The organism is Mycobacterium kyogaense (genome assembly GCF_003254575.1).
Taxonomy (GTDB): Bacteria; Actinomycetota; Actinomycetes; order Mycobacteriales; family Mycobacteriaceae; genus Mycobacterium; species Mycobacterium kyogaense.
Map to the genome: position 1 here is coordinate 19457 of NZ_QJUA01000018.1, position 16939 is coordinate 36395.

Genomic DNA, 16939 nt, shown 5'->3' on the forward strand with positions numbered 1-16939 from the left:
ACGGCCATGGGAGGGGAGCCACCGCGGATCGGCGTCGCGGTCACCACGGTGGGACGCTGGGATGCGCTGCGCGAACTGCTGGCCGACCTGGCCGGCCAGACCCGGCCCGTCGCCGCGGTGGCGATCGCCCATCACGACCCGGCCGGCGCAGCGGCACTCGACGCCGTCATCGCCGACTTCACCGACACCCTCACCATCCGCACCACCCTCAGCGCCCGCGGAATCTCCAACGGCCGCAACGCCGCCGCGGCGCTGCTGCCCGACGATGTCGAGTGGCTCTGGTTTCCCAACGACACCAGCCGCGTCGCACCCGATTTCGTCGAGCACCTCAGCCGGCACTGCACACCGTCGGCAACCGTGTGCGCGGGCCGGCTCCTCGACAGCGAGGGCCCGCGCAATCCCCTGCCCGCGCCCGGAACGGCACTGACGAAACGCAGCGCGTGGTTCGCCATCGAACCGGCCACCGTCTTCCGCCGGGATGCCTTCGTCGCCGCCGGCGAATTCGATCCGGGCCGCGGCTCGGGTGCCGAGACGCCGTGGCAGTCAGCCGAGGGACCCGACCTGCTGCTGCGCATGGCCGAACTCGACGGGTTCGGCATCGTCTGGGCAGACGACGTCATCGTGCAGGCGCAGACCGAGTTCGCCCACCTGCCGCCGCAGGAACGTCGCCGTAAACTGCGCAACTACGGTCGCGGCGCCGGAAACCTGTTGCGCACCTGGCACTATCCGCTGTGGTACAAGGCGGCACACCTCGTCGCCGCAGCGCTGATGCCCGTCCGCAACCCGGCTAAGTTCAGCCCGCGCGACGGGGTGGCACTGCTGGTCGGGCGGGCCGAGGGCCTCGCTGGTCGGCCGTTCACCCGCGAGACCGACACCCGTGCCGTCCTGCGCTAGCCGGCTGCTGCTGAGCCTCCTTCTGATGGCCGGACTGGTCACGTCGTGCCAATCGCAGGCCACGCACGTCCCGATCGGGATGACCGTGCACTATCGCGGCGCCGACGCGCAGTCACTGCAGAAGCAGTTCGACGCGATGGCCGCCATGAACGTTCGGTGGGTCCGCGTCGACGTCGACTGGTCGGTCATCGAACCCGTTCAGAGTCAACTGGATTGGACATCGGCCGACATCATCGTCGACCGCGCGCTCAAGCGGGGAATGCAGGTGCTGCTCGTGCTCGCCTTCGCCCCGCCGTGGACCAAGGGCGAAACAACCTCCAATCGTGATCGCCCCGCCGATCCTGCGGCCTTCGCCAACTTCGCCCGCGTCGCGGCACAGCGCTACGCCGCCCGCGGCGTGCACAACTGGGAGGTCTGGAACGAACCGAACACCGGGAAGTTCTGGCCACCCAACCCTGACCCCGCCGAATACGGGCGGGTGTTCCGCGCGGCCGCGGCGGCGGTGCGCGAGGTGGACCCGCGCGCCACCCTGCTGATCGGTGGACTGTCCCCCACCTACGGAAGCCCGGGGCCCGACGTCGATCCCACCACCTACCTCGCTCATCTGTACGACGACGGCGCGGCACAACTGGCCGACGGTATCGCCGTGCACCCCTACACGTTTCCGTCACAGCCGATGGACCGCACCCAACGCACGACGGGCGGCTTCCGCGATCTCCCCGCGCTTCACGCGCTGATGACCCAGCGCGGTGACGGCGCCAAGAAAGTGTGGATCACCGAGTACGGCGCCCCCACCGGAACCGGCCCCAGCGCAGTGTCCGAGCAGGATCAGGCCGCGACCCTGCTGCTGGCCCGCCAACAGGTCGCCGCCTGGGACTGGGTGGGACCGCTCATCTACTACGAACTGGTCGACGGCGGAACCGACGCGAGCGAGCTCGAAGACAACTTCGGGGTGCTCCGCGCCGACGACAGCCGCAAGCTCGCCGCCATCGCGTTGACCGACACCGCCGACGGGTCCGACTAAGACGGCGTGTTCGACGTCGGCAGCTTCAACAGTTTGCGCACCATCGGCCGCCGATGTTCGGGCATGCGCTCGACGAGGCGGTTGACCAGTCCCTGATCGACCATCGAGGCCACGGACAGCGTCCGCAGGACCGCGACGTAGACGATGATCGCCGCGGGGATGGAGACGACCAGCGACAGGGCCGCCCCCCACTGCGCGCTGATCACATCGGCGACCGCGGCCGCCGCCACCGCCGCAGCCATGATCGCGCCGAGCACCCGGTACGGCGGACGGAAGTTCAACTTGACTGTCACATACCAGGTTTCGAGCAGAACGACCAGCACCTGGGCTATTGCGCGTGACCACGCCGCGCCCATCAGCCCGTACCGCGGGATCAGCACGAAGCCGAGCGCAATGGTGACCACCAGGCCCAGGCCGTTGGAGATCACGAGAAAGGCTGTCTTGCCGGTGCTGTACAGCAGATAGAGCGTGGTGACGCCCAGGGCGGAAATGGCGGCGGCGATCAGCAGCACCACGGCCGCTGGTACCGCGCCCCCGTACTCGGCGCCGAAGAGAGCCGGAACCAACACCGGCGCCACCGCGGCGAGCCCGAGACACAACGGCACGATCACCATCGCGATCAATGCGGTGGTGGTGCGATACAACCGCACCATGTGGTCGTGGGCACCCATGCCGTGCTGCTCGCTGAACCGCGGCAGCAGCGCCGAGAGCAGCATCGGCGGCAGCTGTACCGCCATCTCGGCGATCGTGACTGCGGCGGCGAACAATCCGACAGCAGTCAACCCGCTGTAGTGCTCGAGGAACACCACCTGCGTGCGGCCGAACACCAGCGTGCCGATGACACCGACCGCCCAACTGCCCAGCGCGAACTTCACGACCTCGCGACGCAGGGTCGGCTCCACCCTGGGCTTCTTGCGCAGCAACCGGTACACCCTGCCGGCTGGCATCAGGCTGCCGGCGATGTAACCCGCCAGCGCACCGGGGATTCCGAACAGCCACGCACCCACTGCGAACGTCGACACCTTGAGCAGCGCCGACACCGCCGACAACTTCGCGACCTCGCCGAACCTCTGCTCACCACGCAGATAGAACAGATAGAGATCGCCCAGTTTCCAGCTCACGAACCACACGGCCGCGACCCCGATCACCAGACCGGTCGACGCGCCTTCGAGCGCACCCCTGCCCGGCCAGAGCAGGTAGCCGACGAGCACGATCCCGACCACCGTCATCGCCGAGATCGACACGCGGGTGGTCGCCCCGATCAGGCCCTCGGCCTCCTCCCCACGACCCTCGGCGCGCAGATTCGGGATGAAACGTTGCTGCACGACGTCGATCCCGAGCGAGGCGATCGTCGCCGCGACCGTCACACACCACACGACGTAGGCGAAGACACCGAGCCGCTCCGGGCCCAGCAGCCGCGCCACCACCGCATTGCCGACGAAACCGGCCAACGCCACCGCCGCCCCGGACGCGAAGCCCAGCAGCGTGTTCTTGGCGAAGCTCGGCGACATCAGCGCTGCCCGCGGGTCAGCCGCTGCGTGCCCAGCCTCGCGAGTGACTTCGCCGCACTGGCCCACGCCAGCGAACCGGGACGGCCGTACCGGACCCCCGCCGCGATCGACCTCGTCACGCCGCGCACCGAACCTGCGCCCAGCGCCGATCCCACCGCCGAGGTCAGCATGTAGTCCCCCCGCACGCGCGGCGACTCACCGCCGAGTTCGCGCACGCCCCAGTCGATGTACTCCGCGCTGCGATCGATTCCCGCCCGCGACACCGAGACCGCCGTCCACACGATGTCGACCAGCGGGTCGGGTAACTGGATGATCGGCAGGCGTGGGTACGCGCGCCGCACCTCCATCAGCCATTTGGGGTCGTCGTGAATCGAGCCTGCCGCCACCGACAGCGGGACCTTCTGCGTCAACGCCCGCGGGAACACCAGGGTGGACGTCTGCACCATGTTGAACGCCTGCCGTTCCCGCATCTCGAACAGATACGGCGCGACCGGTTCGAGCGGATCGAGAAGGGTGCGCGGGCCGATGACCGGTTCACCGCCGTCGAGCAGACGCCGGAAACGACACGACAGAACCCACTCCGCATCGGCCGGGGCGGCCGCCAATTGCCGCTCGAGCTTCTCCGGCCGCCACACATCGTCGTCGTCGAGCAGCGCGATCACATCGCCGCGTGCCGCCTCGACGCCCAGATGCTTGGCCCGGCTCGGACCCTGGGCGCCCGCCGTCTTGATCACCCGCACCGCGTCCGTGTCCGGCACGTCGGGCACACAGTCGCGGTCCAGCACGACGACGATCTCGGCCGGCGGAACCGTCTGCCGCAGCGCCGATTCCACCGCCTGCCGAAGGCTCGGCCGCCCGATCGTCGGAATCACGACACTGACCGCGTCGCCTTGGCGGGTCATGCCGGCTTCCCGAACCGGTTCAGCACCAACACCGCGAAGATCATGCCGCTGATCGGGAACAGCTGCAGATTCGGTAGCAGCGCCCACACCGCCTCGGTCGAGGCGGCCACGAAAAAGGCACCGAGATAACCGAACAACGCGATCTGCCGACTCAGCTGCAGCGTCCGCGCGCCCAGGATCGCGACCACCAGCACCGGCGCCAGCACCGCCAGGCCGATCACCCCCGACTTCACCAGGGTGTCGACCACGAGGTTGTGCCCCGTGCCCACATACGCCCACGCGGCCACGTTGGCGTTGTGCTGCGCATCGATGAGGAACCAGTTGACCCCGAGCCCCACCAGCGGGGACTGCTGCCACTGAGCCAGACTGGCCGCCCACACCGCCGCGCGATCTGTGAAAGCATGCGGATCCCACGGCAGGAACGGCAGAATCAGCATTCCCACCGCGGCACCGCTGACGAACACCGTCCCCGCGAAGCGAACGTTGATCACCGACCGCACGCGACAGATGCCCCACCACAGCAGCACCATGACCGCTGCGATCACCGCGGTCCGCGACGCCGAGGCCACGATCGTCGCCAGCAGCACCGCGCCGCAGAACAGCTGCCAGCGGCGGCCAGGGACCAGGGGGACCAGCGAAAAAGCCACTGCGCAATACATTCCGAGGACGTTGCCGTGACCGAACGGGCCGGCCAACTCCCAGCCGGCGACGATCGCCTTCACCGAGACGATGTTGTACATCATGTAGGCCGGGGCGAGCAGTCCCCCGATCAACGAGTAGACCCCGATCCCGGTGGCCAGGATCGGCAGCCACTTCAGCGCCTCGATGGACGCACCGGTCTTCCACAGCGCGATCACGAAGAGGTTGGCCAACAGGATCTTCGGCCAGTCGGCGGTAGGAGGCAAAGCCGGGCTGATGACGTACGGCACGTTGACCGCCAACAGCAGAACCAGGACACCCCCGACCGTGCGGTCCGGGCGTCCGCGGGTCAGCAGCACCACCGCCGACGTGTACATCAGCAGCACCGCCGAGCCACCCAGCCGCGCCAGGTGTGCCAGCTGAACCTCTGCCGTGCCGCCGGATTCCTCCAACGGCGGCAGATCAGGTGAGTGTTTGATGAACACGTGGTTGATCGCCTCGGGAACCACGACAAGGGCGATCGCCAGGATGATCAACCCGGCCAGCGCGTGCCGCTCGAACCGGGGGTACCTGACGGCGTCTCCCGCGACGCCCACCCCGGTAGGGGCGGGCACGAACACGGTGGGGCGCATCGACGGTGTCTGCTTACTTCTGGTGCGTCATGACGACAGCACCCGTCAGCGGTGCACCCGCCCGCGTCAGCGCTGCGACGGTAGCGGCCAACTGCTTACGCGTACTGGAGCCGTACCGCACGACCAGCAGCACGCCCTCCACGTACGCGCCGACCATTGCCGCGTCCTTCGCCGTCCCCGGCGGAGAATCGACTACGACGTAGTCGAAGCGCTCCCCCAGCTCGGCGAAAACCGTTCTCGCCCGTTGCGTTCCGAGGATCTCGGTCGGGTTGACCGTCACATCCCCGGCCGGCAGCGCGGTCACTCCGGAGTACTGCGTCTCCTGTAGGGCATCCGACAGCTCCGCTGCACCGGTCAGAACCGTGCTCAGCCCCACCGAACCGGTGATGTCCAGGCTCGCCGCAACCTTGGGCTGACGCAGATCGGCGTCGACGACGACCACCGAATGGTCGGCTTCACCCAGGGCGACGGCGAGGTTGACCGCCACGGAGGTCCGGCCCTCGCCGGCGACCGAGCTGGCCACGAGCAGCATCCGCGGGCCGGGCGCCACCTCGAGTGACTGCAGATTGGTGCGCAGTTCGCGGAACGCGTCGGCCGCCGTCGGATCATCTTGCTCGAAGGCGACGCCCGACGGCGCGCCCCGGCCGCCCCTGAGGGGGATCTCACCGATCACGCCGACACCGGTGATGTCCTCCACCGATTCCGGCCGCCGGATCGCAGGGTCGAGGCGGTCGCGGATCAAGGCGGCCAACAACCCGAGCAGCAGGCCGACGACTGCCGCGACGGCGAGGATGCGCGACTTCTTCGGCGACACGGGGTCCTCCGGCACACCCGCGCGTTGCTGCACGACGACCTGAGCGTTCGGCCGCGCACCGAGATCCGGTGTCTCCAATGCCGCCGCCATCACGACGAACTCGTCGCACAGAGTGTTCGCGATGTCGCGGGCCCGCGTCGGTGACGGGTCCTGCACCGTGACGTCGATCAGCACCGTGTCCGTCGGCGCGACCGCCGTCACCTCCTTCTGCAACTGCTCCGAGGTCATGTCCAGGCCCAGCTTGTCGATGGTCCGCTGAGCGAGCAACCCGCCCTGCAGCAGCTGGGTGTAGGACAGCACGCGGCGCTGGGCGAACAACCCGCCATCGTTGGTCTGCGTATTGGTGCCATCGGATGTCGTCGAGACGAACAACCGCGTGTAGGCGACATACTGCGGAGTCGCGAGCAACAGGTATGCCACGGCGCCGGCAATCGCGACGACCAGAATGCCGCAAATGATTTTCCAACGGGTCCGCAGAATCCGAGTGAAGTCGTGGACCGTCAATGGTGACCTTTCAACGCAGCGACCTTTCCTGTGTCCCTCGTTTGCGCATCACCTGGCACACCGGTGGGCTCACGCTATCTCAGTTCCGAAGTTGCCGACGGTGTTACGGCCCCTCTTCGACGACGAATTCACGTCACGAAACGGTGACCTGGCAGCGAATCGATAAACCGTCCGCCCCGCTGATGCGCCGGTATAGTCCACCACTGCTGCCATTCCGTCTCTCGAACTGCGGGAAAGAAGAAACGCGTGCGACGACGATCGCCTTCCCTTGACACCGCACCATTTGTCCTGTGCCGCGGCACAATTGCTCGGACCTCAAATGGTGTCGGCACAGACGGGGTTCGGGAATGAGGAGTGCGCCGCTGCGGCGGATTCTCCTGGCGGCTGTCCTGTGTGTGGCACCAGCAACGACGTTCGCCATCGTCGCGCCGCACGCGGTCGCTCAACCCAGCAATACCGCAGACCAAGCGTCGGTGACACTGCCCTGGCGCACGCTCGGAGTCAGCGACGGCCTCTACCTCGGTCCCGACAGCCCCACGACCGTCACGGTGCCGGTTCCCCCGGGACTGCAGGCGGTGCGACTGCAGGGCACCATGCAGGCGCCGATGAACGTCGACTCGGGCTTCCTCGAGATCAGCGATGCCAATGGCGTGCTCCTGGCCGACATTCCGCTGCCGCCTGCAGCCACTGCCCCGCCACAGACTCCGCTCGACATCGACATCGCGGCCGTACGTGCGCGCTCCTCGTCGATCTCGCTGACCTTCACCCTGCGCGCCACCGACAACCGCGACGGATTCTGCGGCCCGCTGCAGCAGCTCGCCCTCAGCGGCCTCACCACGGTCTTCACCGGCGCCGAAGCTCCCGCCACGACCGTCGCCACCTTCTTCCCGCCGGTTCTGGAACGGGTGAGCATCTACACCCCGACCGACGCCAACACCGCCGAACAACAGTCGGTACTCACCATGGTGTCGACGCTGACGCGGCTCTATCACTCCCAACCGCTGGCCGTCGACGTCGTCAGCCAGCCCCGCGGCACCCGGCCACCACCGGCCGGGCAGTTCGGCCGCACCGTCGTCGTGGAATCCGGCGGGCGCGCCGGCCTGGCCATCGAAGACCCCGGCACCGACACCGCGAGGTTGCGGGTGAGCGGCAATGGCGACGAATTGACCACGCAGGTAGGCCTACTCGTCAATCAGCTGCAGTCGCTGGTGCAGACGCCGTCCGCACGCATCGACCAGGCCGGCGCCACCCCCACCCCCACCGCCGGCAGTGACACGCTGACCTTCGAACAGTTGAAGATCACCGGCAAGACCGACGTGCTGCGCACCGGAACCGTCACCGTCGGCGTCGACCGCTCGGCACTCGGCATCGGACGCGTGGACGCGGCAACCGTGCACCTGCTCGCCGACTACACCCCGGTACCCACCGATGACGCGGCCAGCATCATCATCCGGTCCAACGACCGGGTGCTGTACCGGGCCGCCCTCAACGACAGTGGCCGCCTGGACGCGACATTCGACATCCAGGGCAAAGCCCTCACCCAGTACCTCGGGCTGGACATGGCGCTCACCTACACCCCGCACCAGACGTGCGGCCCCCTGATCGCGCCCATCACCTTCCAGGTCGACCCGCGTTCGACGCTGACACTGAAGCGCGGAGGCGTTCCGGCCGGCGGATTCACCTCTCTGCCTTCCGAATTCAGCCCCAGCTTCATGGTCGCCATGGACGGCAGTAGCCCCGGGCAGCTGGTCTACGCGGCGCGCACCATCAACGCCATCGCGCGCCTGACCAGTCAACAGCTGACGCCGCAAGTCGTCGACGTCAAGACCGCCGCAGACTCCCGCTCCGGCGCGCTGATCGTCGCGAAGTCGGCGGCCATCGCCGACACGACGCTCGACCCGCCGGTCGGCGGTGACGCCAACACCGTCGACATCGGACTCCCCACCGAGCTGCGGGCCGACGTGGCCGACGGGCTCGGCTCGATCCAGGTGTTCGCCGATCAGCCCCGCGATCGCACAGTGGTACTGATCAGCACCACCAACGACTGGCGGTTGGTGGACCCACTGTTCGACTACATAGACGGCCAGCAGGGCGGCTGGTCGGCACTCTCCGGCGATGTTCTGGCCGCGGGTGCCGCAGGTGTGCCCACCAACGTCACCGTCCGTGCCGTCGGCGACGACGGTTCCGCGCAAACCCCGACTACCAGCGAGCAGCCGAAGTGGCTGCACCTGGCGGCCATCGCCGGAGCCCTCGTGGTCATCGCTGCTCTGGTCGCCGTGCTCGTGGCGCGCCGTCGCCGCCACACCGGACATTCGAGCTGAGACGTATCCTCGAGAGGGCGATCACCGGCGCTACCGAACGGGCAGGCGCCACCACCGGACTAGGGGACCGATGACGGATCAGCTCACCGCTGCGGCCGCAGGTGTCGGCCTGGTCCCCAGCTTCCAACAGGTGGTGTCCCTGCCCGACGGAGCCGTGGTCGGATACGAGGCACTCGCGCGTTGGCCAGCCCTCGACGGCCTGGGCCCGCTCGAGGTGTTCGCCCACGCCAAGCGGACGAGCCGGCTCGACGTCCTCGATCGCCACTGCATCCACTCCGCGGCCCGCGAAGCCCTCGACGGCGCCTGGCGCCCCGGCATGCTGCTGCTGATCAACTGCGAACCGACCACCGCGCACATCGACGTGGACGTGACCAGCGCCCTGGCCGCGGCAGCGTCCGCCTTCGACGTCGTGTTCGAGTTCACCGAGCGTGGGTTGCTGACCAATCCGCAGGCGCTCCTCAGTAAGGTCGCCGCACTGCGCAGCCAAGGCTTCAAGATCGCCATGGACGACCTTGGCGCGCACACAGATTCGCTGGCCCTGCTCGACATCATTCAGCCGGAATTCCTGAAGCTCGACCTCAATCTGGTGCAGCGTCAACCGGACCGCGTGCAGGCGCGCACCATCGCCGGCGTCATCGCCCATCACGAACGCACCGGAGCCGTCATCGTCGCCGAAGGCATCGAAAGCGACGACCACCTCGAGCAGGCGCTCGCCTACGGCGCGACGCTCGGTCAGGGCTACCGCTTCGGCCGCCCCGGCGCGCTGACAGAGATCCCCGAAGCCTTCTTCGGGCCCCCGCACGCCTCGATCACCCCGCTGCCCGAGACTCCATCGACGTTCGCCATGGTCCAAGACCGCCTGCGGCCCCGCACGGTTCGGTTCGACACCCTGCACGAGTTGTCCCGGCACATCGAGCGATTGGCCACCACCGCCGAGAGCCCGCCGATGGTGCTGGCCACCGTGCAGGATCAGTCGAGGCTCAGTGACGCGACGATGCGCACCTACACCAAGCTCGCGCAGCGGGCACCGCTGGTCGCGATGTTCGGCGCGAACGTGCCCAGCGACCTGGGCAACAGCATCCGCGGTGTCCACCTCCACACCGACGATCCGCTGGTGCAGGAGTGGACCATCGTCGTCCTCGGCCCGGACATCGCCGCCGGCCTCATCGCGCGCGAAGTATCACCCCCGGGCACTCCGCAGGCCGACCGCCGCTTCGACATGGTGATCACCTTCGACCGCGGCCTCGTCACGCTGGGCGCCCGCTGCCTCCTGAGCCGCCTCGCCGCCTAGACACACACGTCAACCAGGGCCTCGTCACCCGAAAGACGTTCCCGCGCGGAGGATCTTGGCCCGATACATAGCCGCGTCCGCGTCACGCAGAATGTCCTCGACGGTACGCTCGTCCTCCGCCGACAGCTCCGTTACTCCCATGCTGACGCTGACCTTCCGAAGCCTGCCACCGAATTCAATCGGCTTGTCGAACTCGCCGTGCATGCGCGCGGTCAGCGCTTCCAACGCCGGACGGTCCAGAGATCCGTAGAGCAACACCACGAATTCGTCGCCACTGAGGCGGCCGACGAAATCGTCGTCCCGCACACTGTTCCGCAGTCGCCGCGCGGTTTCGCGCAGAGCCTCGTCGCCGGCGTGATGGCCCAGATCGTCGTTGATGGCTTTGAGGTTGTCGAGATCGACGAACAGCACCGCCGCCGGTGACCGGGCGTCCGTCGTTGCGGCCTGCACGAGCCTGACTTCGATCTGGGCCCGGTTGGGCAGCCCCGTCAGCGGGTCGTGGTGGGCCTGGTAGGTGAGGTGGGCTTTGACATTGTGCTCTTCGGTGATGTCGGCGAACGACACGAGCAGCGCTGAATTCTCCGCATCGTCCGGGTCGAGCAGACAGCAGTTGACCGACAGCCACGCACGTGAGCCGTCCGCCCGTCCGATTCCCACGACCATGTTCTCCAGCGGCGCGTTGGCGAACATCAGCTTGACGGAGCCCAGTTCGTTGTCGCCGATCTTGACGCCTCGGCGATTGAAGACCGGAAACGTGAGAGCGCCGCTGGTGTAGTCGGCAACCAATCCGTCACTGCCCAACCGCAGGATCCGCCGCGCTGCCGGGTTGATCGACTGGGGTTTTCCACGTCGATCGAGAACGACGACTCCGTCATGCAGGGACCGCACGACCGACTCGAAGTGAACTTCTGCTCGCCGCTGCGCGGTGTAGTCCGAACACAGCACCACGTGACCCTCGCCCATGGGAGTGACCGACAGCCTCACGTTGACCGGGGAGCCGTCTGCGGAGCGGTGCGTGGCGTGCACGACCCCGCCGCCGGCGACGATGCCGGCCAGATCGACATCGGCATCGACAGCTTCATTGAGCGGCAGGCCCAGAGCGCGCTCGACCGGACGCCGGTAGATCGCCGCTGCGGCCGCATTCCAGCTGACGACGACGCCGTCTGCCGTCGTGGCGATGATGGCGTCACTGACATGATTCACCAACGCCGCCTGGTAGCGCAGCGTCGCCTCCGCGGCCTTCTGCGCGGTCAGATCGCGGAAGATGACCTGGTAGGCGGGCTCGCCATCCCAGCTCGTCAACACCGATACCGCTTCCACCTCCAGCGGGCTGCCGTCGAGACGCCGAAGAACGGCTTCTGAGGCCGGTGAGCTGTCGCCTTCTTCGGACAGCGCGAGAATCCGCGTCAGCATCGGGCCGATCGAGTCGAGTTGCACGAAATCAGTGATCGGCCGCCCCACCATTTGCTCGGCGCTGTGGGCCCCGAATCCACGCACCCCAGCCGGGTTGACGTAGACCACGCGACCAGCGGAATGCACACACATCGGGTCGGGGCTGACATCGACCAGCCGCCGGTAACGCTCTTCCGCCGTATCGACGTGGCGTTCCGAGTTGCCCGCGGCGCTCGATTCCGACGCTGTACTCACACTCCCCACCACAGTCCGTTTGCTGCGCAGACACATTCAGCAACTACGGCAGAAGCTGTCACGAAGTGCGCTGCTCCTGAGTATGGCTGCGACCTGGCGGTTGGGCTAGTGCTCCGCCGCTAATTGGGGGCTAATCAAACCAAGGCCCCGCCGGGGCACGACGACCACAGAGGGGAATCACATGAGCACTGCACACATGGGCATCGCGGGAATCGGGGCTGTCACCGGATACGGATGGGGCAGGAACACGCTGTGGAACGGGCTGGCCAGCGGGAAGCCGGCCGCCACGCTGTACCCAGGTTTCGGGCCCGGCGAGAACGACGACGCCTGGTTGGCCCGGGTCCCCGACGAAGGCGATCCCCGCGACGGTTTGAGCCGCTTCGCCCAGGCGATGCGCGCGGCAGCGCGCGAAGCCATCACCGACGCCCGACAGCGCGGCTGGACACCCGGGCCGAGAGTGGGCCTGTTGCACGCGGTCGTGATCGCCGAGGTCGAGGGCTGGCGCACGTTCTATGTGGAGGATCACGCCAACCGACGTATCCGCGACTACCTGGCGTTGATGCCGTCGACCCCGGTGTCAATGCTGATGCAGGAGTACGGCTTTCACGGTCCTGCGATGAACGTGTCGGCGATGTGCGCGTCGGGGAATGCCGCGCTCATCACCGCGAAGATGTGGTTGGACACGGGCATGGTCGACGACGTCGTGTTCGTCTCGACCGACCTGTCGCTGACGCCGGAGAATGTCGAGCATTTCGTCCGACTCGGCGTGGGTGTCGTCGACACCGACCCGCTCGACGCCTGCCGTCCGTTCCAGCACGGCAGCCGGGGATTCCCGGCCGGCGAGGCCGCCGTGGCCTTCGTGCTGTCCCGTCGAACTGACGCGCCTTACGTACACGTGCTGGGCGGCGCGATGACGCACGACGCCTTCCACCTCACTTCGGTGGACCCGTCCCGGACCGAGGTGGACCGCTGCGTCCTCGAGGCGTTGGCGTCCTCCGGGGTCGACGCAACCGATATTTCTTACCTGAACGCGCACGGCCCCGGCACTCAGCAGTGCGACACGGTCGAGGCAGCAGTTCTCGATGAGGTTCTCGGCGGCGCCGCCCAGATCTATTCGGTCAAGCCACTGACGGGACACTGCCAAGGCGCGGCGGCCGCCGTCGAGGTCGCCGCCGCGGCGCTGGGTTACGCCGAGGAACAGGTGCCCGCCCCGCCGACCGTCGCACCCGGCCATCCCCGACTGCTGGACGGCCTCACCCCGATGCTGCCCGGGCTGACCCTGAAGACCTCGCTGGGCATGGGGGGCCACAACGCGGCCGTCGTCCTCGCCCCTGCTGTGTGAGGATGCCTGCAGCGCCCAGCGGTAGGCTGACTGACGTGCCGCTACCGCCTGATCCCAGCCCCGCGCTGCAGTCCTACGCCCACCCCGAACGGCTCGTGACCGCCGACTGGCTGTCGAGCAATCTCGGCCGGCCCGGCCTGGCCATCGTCGAGTCCGACGAGGACGTGCTGCTCTACGACACCGGCCACATCCCCGGTGCGGTGAAGATCGACTGGCACACCGACCTCAACGATCCGAATGTGCGTGACTACATCACCGGCGAGCAGTTCGCCGCGCTGATGGATCGCAAGGGCATCTCGCGCGACGACACCGTGGTGATCTACGGCGACAAGAGCAACTGGTGGGCCGCCTACGCGCTGTGGGTGTTCACGCTGTTCGGCCACCCCGACGTCCGCCTGCTCGACGGCGGCTGCTCGCTGTGGATCAACGACCACCGCGACACCACCCTCGACGTGCCGGAGAAGCAGACCACCGGCTATCCCGTCGTCGACCGCAACGACGCCCCCATCCGCGCCTACAAGGACGATGTCCTCGCCGCGCTGGGGAAGGAACCGTTGATCGACGTCCGCTCCCCGCAGGAGTACACCGGCGAGCGCACCCACATGCCCGACTACCCCGAAGAGGGCGCACTGCGCGGCGGCCACATCCCGACCGCGGTGTCCGTGCCGTGGGCCAAGGCCGCCCAGGACAACGGAAAGTTCCGCAGCAGAGCCGAACTCGACGAGCTCTACGCCTTCCTCCCGGCCGACGGCAACACGATCGCCTACTGCCGCATCGGTGAGCGCTCCAGCCACACCTGGTTCGTGCTGACCCATCTGCTCGGCCGTGAAGGCGTGCGCAACTACGACGGCTCGTGGACCGAGTGGGGCAATGCCGTGCGGGTGCCCGTCGCCGTCGGGGAAGAACCGGGTGACGCGCCCGCGACGTCATGAGTATGCCTCCGGCGCTCGCCGAGGTGGTCTCCGATTTCCAAGAGGTCGAGGGCCAAGACAAGCTCGCGATGCTGTTGGAGTTCGCGAACGAACTTCCCGAGCTGCCTTCGTCTTTGGAAGAGGCGGCGATGGAACCGGTCCCGGAGTGCCAGTCCCCGCTGTTCCTCCATGTCGACGCCGACGACCGCGATCACGTGCGGCTCTACTTCAGTGCGCCGGCCGAGGCACCCACCACGCGGGGGTTCGCCGCGATCCTCGCCGCGGGGTTGGACGGCCAGTCCGCTGACGACATCCTGGCGGTGCCCGACGACTTCTACACCGACCTCGGCCTCGGCGCTCTCATCAGCCCGCTGCGGCTGCGCGGAATGTCGGCCATGCTCACGCGCATCAAGCGTCGTCTGCGTATCTGACGAACCCGGCAAATGGGCACTGCGCGACAGCTCGGGCACTAAACTTCGTGTGGGGGAAGTAGGTGACGCGGTGAGCGAGTGCGAGACGTTGTCCGGAACGCCGTCGGGCGACGACCGGCCCTCCCACGACGCGCCCACCTTCACCGAAGCGGACTATCTACGGGGCATGACCCGCCTCATCGACGCCATCGAACTGCTGTCGCTGGCCCGTACGGTCGACGATGTCCGGCGCATCATCGGGGCCGCAGCACGCGACGTGATCGGCTGCGACGGTGCGACATTGATCGTTCGCGACCACGACATGTGCCTGTACGTCGAAGAGGATGCGATCGCGCCGCTGTGGAAGGGCAGGCGCTTCCCGATGGATGCGTGCATCAGCGGATGGTCCATGCTCAACAAGCAAGCAGTAGCGGTCCCCGACATCTACGCCGACGACCGCATTCCCCACGACGTCTACCGGCCGACCTTCGTCAAGAGCTTGGTCATGGTGCCCATCCGCAGGCGGGACCCGATCGGCGCCATCGGCGCGTACTGGTCGCAGCAGCGTAACCCCACGCAGCAGGAAGTCGCCCTGGTGCAGGCGCTGGCCGACGCGACCTCCGTGGCGATGGAGAACGTCCAGATGCATGCCGTGCTCGAGCAGCAGATCCATGACCGGTTCGGCGGGCCTGGCACGCACCAGCCGGCTGAGAGCGATCCCTTCGCCGCCGCCTTCGTCAACGCACCCATCGGGATGGCCGTCGTCGGGCTCGACGGCACCTTCCGACGCGTCAACCCCGAATTCTGTCGGCTCCTCGGCTACAGCCCGGAAGAGTTGCGGCACCTGACTTTTCAGGACATCACCCATCCGGACGACCTGGACATCGACGTGGCCGAGGCGTCGCGACTGATAGCCGGCGACATCGCCAGCTACCAGATGGACAAGCGCTACTACTCCAGAGACGGACACGTCGTGTGGGTTCGGCTCTCCGTGTTCCTCATCCACGACGACGCCGGAGAACCCCTCGCCTTCATCTCCCACATCGAGGATATCTCCGCGCGCCGCCGTGACGAGGAACTGCTGCGAAGGCAGGCGACGCTCGATGCCCTCACCGGCGTCTACAACCGCAGCAGATTCGAAGAAGAGCTCCGCAAATTCGCCGCACTGGCCGACCCTCATTCGAGCTCTGACGCAGCGGCGGTGTTCATGGTCGACCTCGACGGACTGAAGCAGATCAACGACGAGCACGGCCACACCGCAGGAGACGCGTACCTGCGGACGGTGGCGCAAACCATCAGTCGTCGGTTGCGGCTGTCGGACACCGTCGGCCGTATCGGCGGCGACGAGTTCGCCGTTCTGATGCCCCATGCGACGGCCGCGCAGGCTCAGCAGCTGGCCCAGACGCTGGTCGACCAGGTCGGTGCGCTGTCCCCCGGCGGCATCTGCATCGGCATCGCGATGGTCACGCCGGACACCGTCGACGACGCCCTCGAGCGCGCTGACCAAGCCATGTACCGCGCGAAACGGTCGGGCGGAAGTGACTGGTGCGGGCCCGAGCCCTACTCGACGGACTGATCCGGCGTCAGCACGATCACCGGGATCTGCCGCGTCGTGCGCTTCTGGTATTCGGTGAAGTAGGGGTACATCGCGACGAGGCGGCGCCACAGCTCGGGCCGCTCCTGCTCGCCGGCGAGCGCTGCGGTGACGCCGATCTTCTCTCCGTTGACCTCGAGCGTCGCCGACGGGTGGGCCTTTAGGTTGCGCCACCAGACCGGGTCGGTGTCGCTACCCGAATACGCCGCCGCGATGACGAATCGGCCGGCGTCGCGGATGTAGATGACGGGCACCGTGCGGGGCTTGCCTGTCTTGGCGCCGGTGACGGTCAGCAGCATCGTCGGATACTTCGCGTTCTGGGCGCGACCGCCGGTGAGTCGATACGCCGTCGCGTGCAGCGAGCTGAACGTCCGGGTCACCGGGCGCATCGCCGGACGACGCAGTACGTCGCTGACCGCGTTGAAGACGTGCGCCGCGATGCTCATGAGCGCAGCATGCCAGGTCTGCTCGCCGGCGTTACGGCCGAGATTGCGTTCAGGGTT

At 67.7% G+C, this 16939-nt stretch carries 14 protein-coding genes; 8 read left to right on the forward strand and 6 right to left on the reverse strand.

Annotated features, from left to right (window positions below; all coding sequences use genetic code 11):
• The first annotated feature begins 6 nt into the window (after nucleotides 1-6).
• Nucleotides 7-894 (forward strand): glycosyltransferase family 2 protein, encoded by an 888-nt coding sequence (locus DMB80_RS14130; RefSeq protein WP_111510428.1) that lies wholly within the window; start codon nucleotides 7-9, stop codon nucleotides 892-894.
• A gap of 25 nt (nucleotides 895-919) precedes the next feature.
• The gene (locus DMB80_RS14135; protein WP_111510478.1) at nucleotides 920-1918 is read left to right on the forward strand and encodes a cellulase family glycosylhydrolase; all 999 of its coding nucleotides are present in this window, start codon (nucleotides 920-922) and stop codon (nucleotides 1916-1918) included.
• On the opposite strand, the gene DMB80_RS14140 is transcribed toward DMB80_RS14135, so the two are convergent.
• Genes DMB80_RS14140 through DMB80_RS14155 form a run of 4 tightly spaced genes read right to left on the reverse strand, consistent with a single transcriptional unit; the run spans nucleotide 1915 to nucleotide 6920 of the window.
• Nucleotides 1915-3429, reverse strand: coding sequence for a flippase (locus DMB80_RS14140; RefSeq protein WP_111510429.1), 1515 nt, complete (start codon nucleotides 3427-3429; stop codon nucleotides 1915-1917). The genes DMB80_RS14135 and DMB80_RS14140 overlap by 4 nt on opposite strands.
• Nucleotides 3429-4331: a glycosyltransferase family 2 protein gene (locus tag DMB80_RS14145; protein WP_111510430.1), complete on the reverse strand. Its 903-nt coding sequence runs from the start codon at nucleotides 4329-4331 to the stop codon at nucleotides 3429-3431. Before DMB80_RS14145 ends, DMB80_RS14140 begins: the two co-directional genes overlap by 1 nt.
• Nucleotides 4328-5602 carry an O-antigen ligase family protein gene (locus DMB80_RS14150; RefSeq protein ID WP_240431191.1) on the reverse strand — a complete coding sequence of 425 codons (1275 nt, stop codon included), beginning with the start codon at nucleotides 5600-5602 and terminating at the stop codon, nucleotides 4328-4330. The genes DMB80_RS14145 and DMB80_RS14150 overlap by 4 nt, the downstream gene beginning before the upstream one ends.
• Nucleotides 5603-5615: 13 nt before the next feature.
• Nucleotides 5616-6920, reverse strand: coding sequence for a tyrosine-protein kinase domain-containing protein (locus tag DMB80_RS14155; RefSeq protein WP_111510431.1), 1305 nt, complete (start codon nucleotides 6918-6920; stop codon nucleotides 5616-5618).
• A 347-nt stretch (nucleotides 6921-7267) separates the two neighbouring features.
• On the opposite strand from DMB80_RS14155, the gene DMB80_RS14160 reads away from it, so the two are divergent.
• Together DMB80_RS14160 and DMB80_RS14165 are read left to right on the forward strand one after the other, a co-directional pair.
• A complete protein-coding gene (locus tag DMB80_RS14160; protein ID WP_111510432.1) occupies nucleotides 7268-9241 on the forward strand; it encodes a hypothetical protein in 1974 nt (657 codons plus the stop codon).
• Nucleotides 9242-9311: 70 nt separating this feature from the next.
• Nucleotides 9312-10532, forward strand: coding sequence for an EAL domain-containing protein (locus DMB80_RS14165; RefSeq protein ID WP_111510433.1), 1221 nt, complete (start codon nucleotides 9312-9314; stop codon nucleotides 10530-10532).
• Nucleotides 10533-10556: 24 nt separating this feature from the next.
• Here DMB80_RS14165 and DMB80_RS14170 read toward each other — a convergent pair whose 3' ends face one another.
• On the reverse strand, nucleotides 10557-12179 hold the full coding sequence (locus DMB80_RS14170; protein ID WP_240431192.1) for a sensor domain-containing protein: 1623 nt from the start codon (nucleotides 12177-12179) through the stop codon (nucleotides 10557-10559).
• Between the two features lie 181 nt (nucleotides 12180-12360).
• Here DMB80_RS14170 and DMB80_RS14175 point away from each other — a divergent pair, with 181 nt between their 5' ends.
• The 4 genes from DMB80_RS14175 to DMB80_RS14190 all read left to right on the forward strand — a co-directional run bounded on the left by DMB80_RS14175 (nucleotide 12361) and on the right by DMB80_RS14190 (nucleotide 16418).
• A complete protein-coding gene (locus DMB80_RS14175; RefSeq protein WP_111510435.1) occupies nucleotides 12361-13521 on the forward strand; it encodes a beta-ketoacyl synthase N-terminal-like domain-containing protein in 1161 nt (386 codons plus the stop codon).
• Nucleotides 13522-13556: 35 nt separating this feature from the next.
• Complete coding sequence (locus DMB80_RS14180) at nucleotides 13557-14453, forward strand: sulfurtransferase (RefSeq protein ID WP_111510480.1); 897 nt, start codon at nucleotides 13557-13559, stop codon at nucleotides 14451-14453.
• The gene (locus tag DMB80_RS14185) at nucleotides 14450-14863 is read left to right on the forward strand and encodes a SufE family protein (RefSeq protein WP_111510436.1); all 414 of its coding nucleotides are present in this window, start codon (nucleotides 14450-14452) and stop codon (nucleotides 14861-14863) included. The genes DMB80_RS14180 and DMB80_RS14185 overlap by 4 nt, the downstream gene beginning before the upstream one ends.
• A 70-nt stretch (nucleotides 14864-14933) precedes the next feature.
• Nucleotides 14934-16418 carry a sensor domain-containing diguanylate cyclase gene (locus DMB80_RS14190; protein WP_240431193.1) on the forward strand — a complete coding sequence of 495 codons (1485 nt, stop codon included), beginning with the start codon at nucleotides 14934-14936 and terminating at the stop codon, nucleotides 16416-16418.
• Here DMB80_RS14190 and DMB80_RS28135 read toward each other — a convergent pair.
• On the reverse strand, nucleotides 16403-16882 hold the full coding sequence (locus DMB80_RS28135) for a nitroreductase family deazaflavin-dependent oxidoreductase (RefSeq protein ID WP_162938529.1): 480 nt from the start codon (nucleotides 16880-16882) through the stop codon (nucleotides 16403-16405). The two genes, DMB80_RS14190 and DMB80_RS28135, sit on opposite strands and share 16 nt — an antisense overlap.
• Nucleotides 16883-16939: the final 57 nt, after the last annotated feature.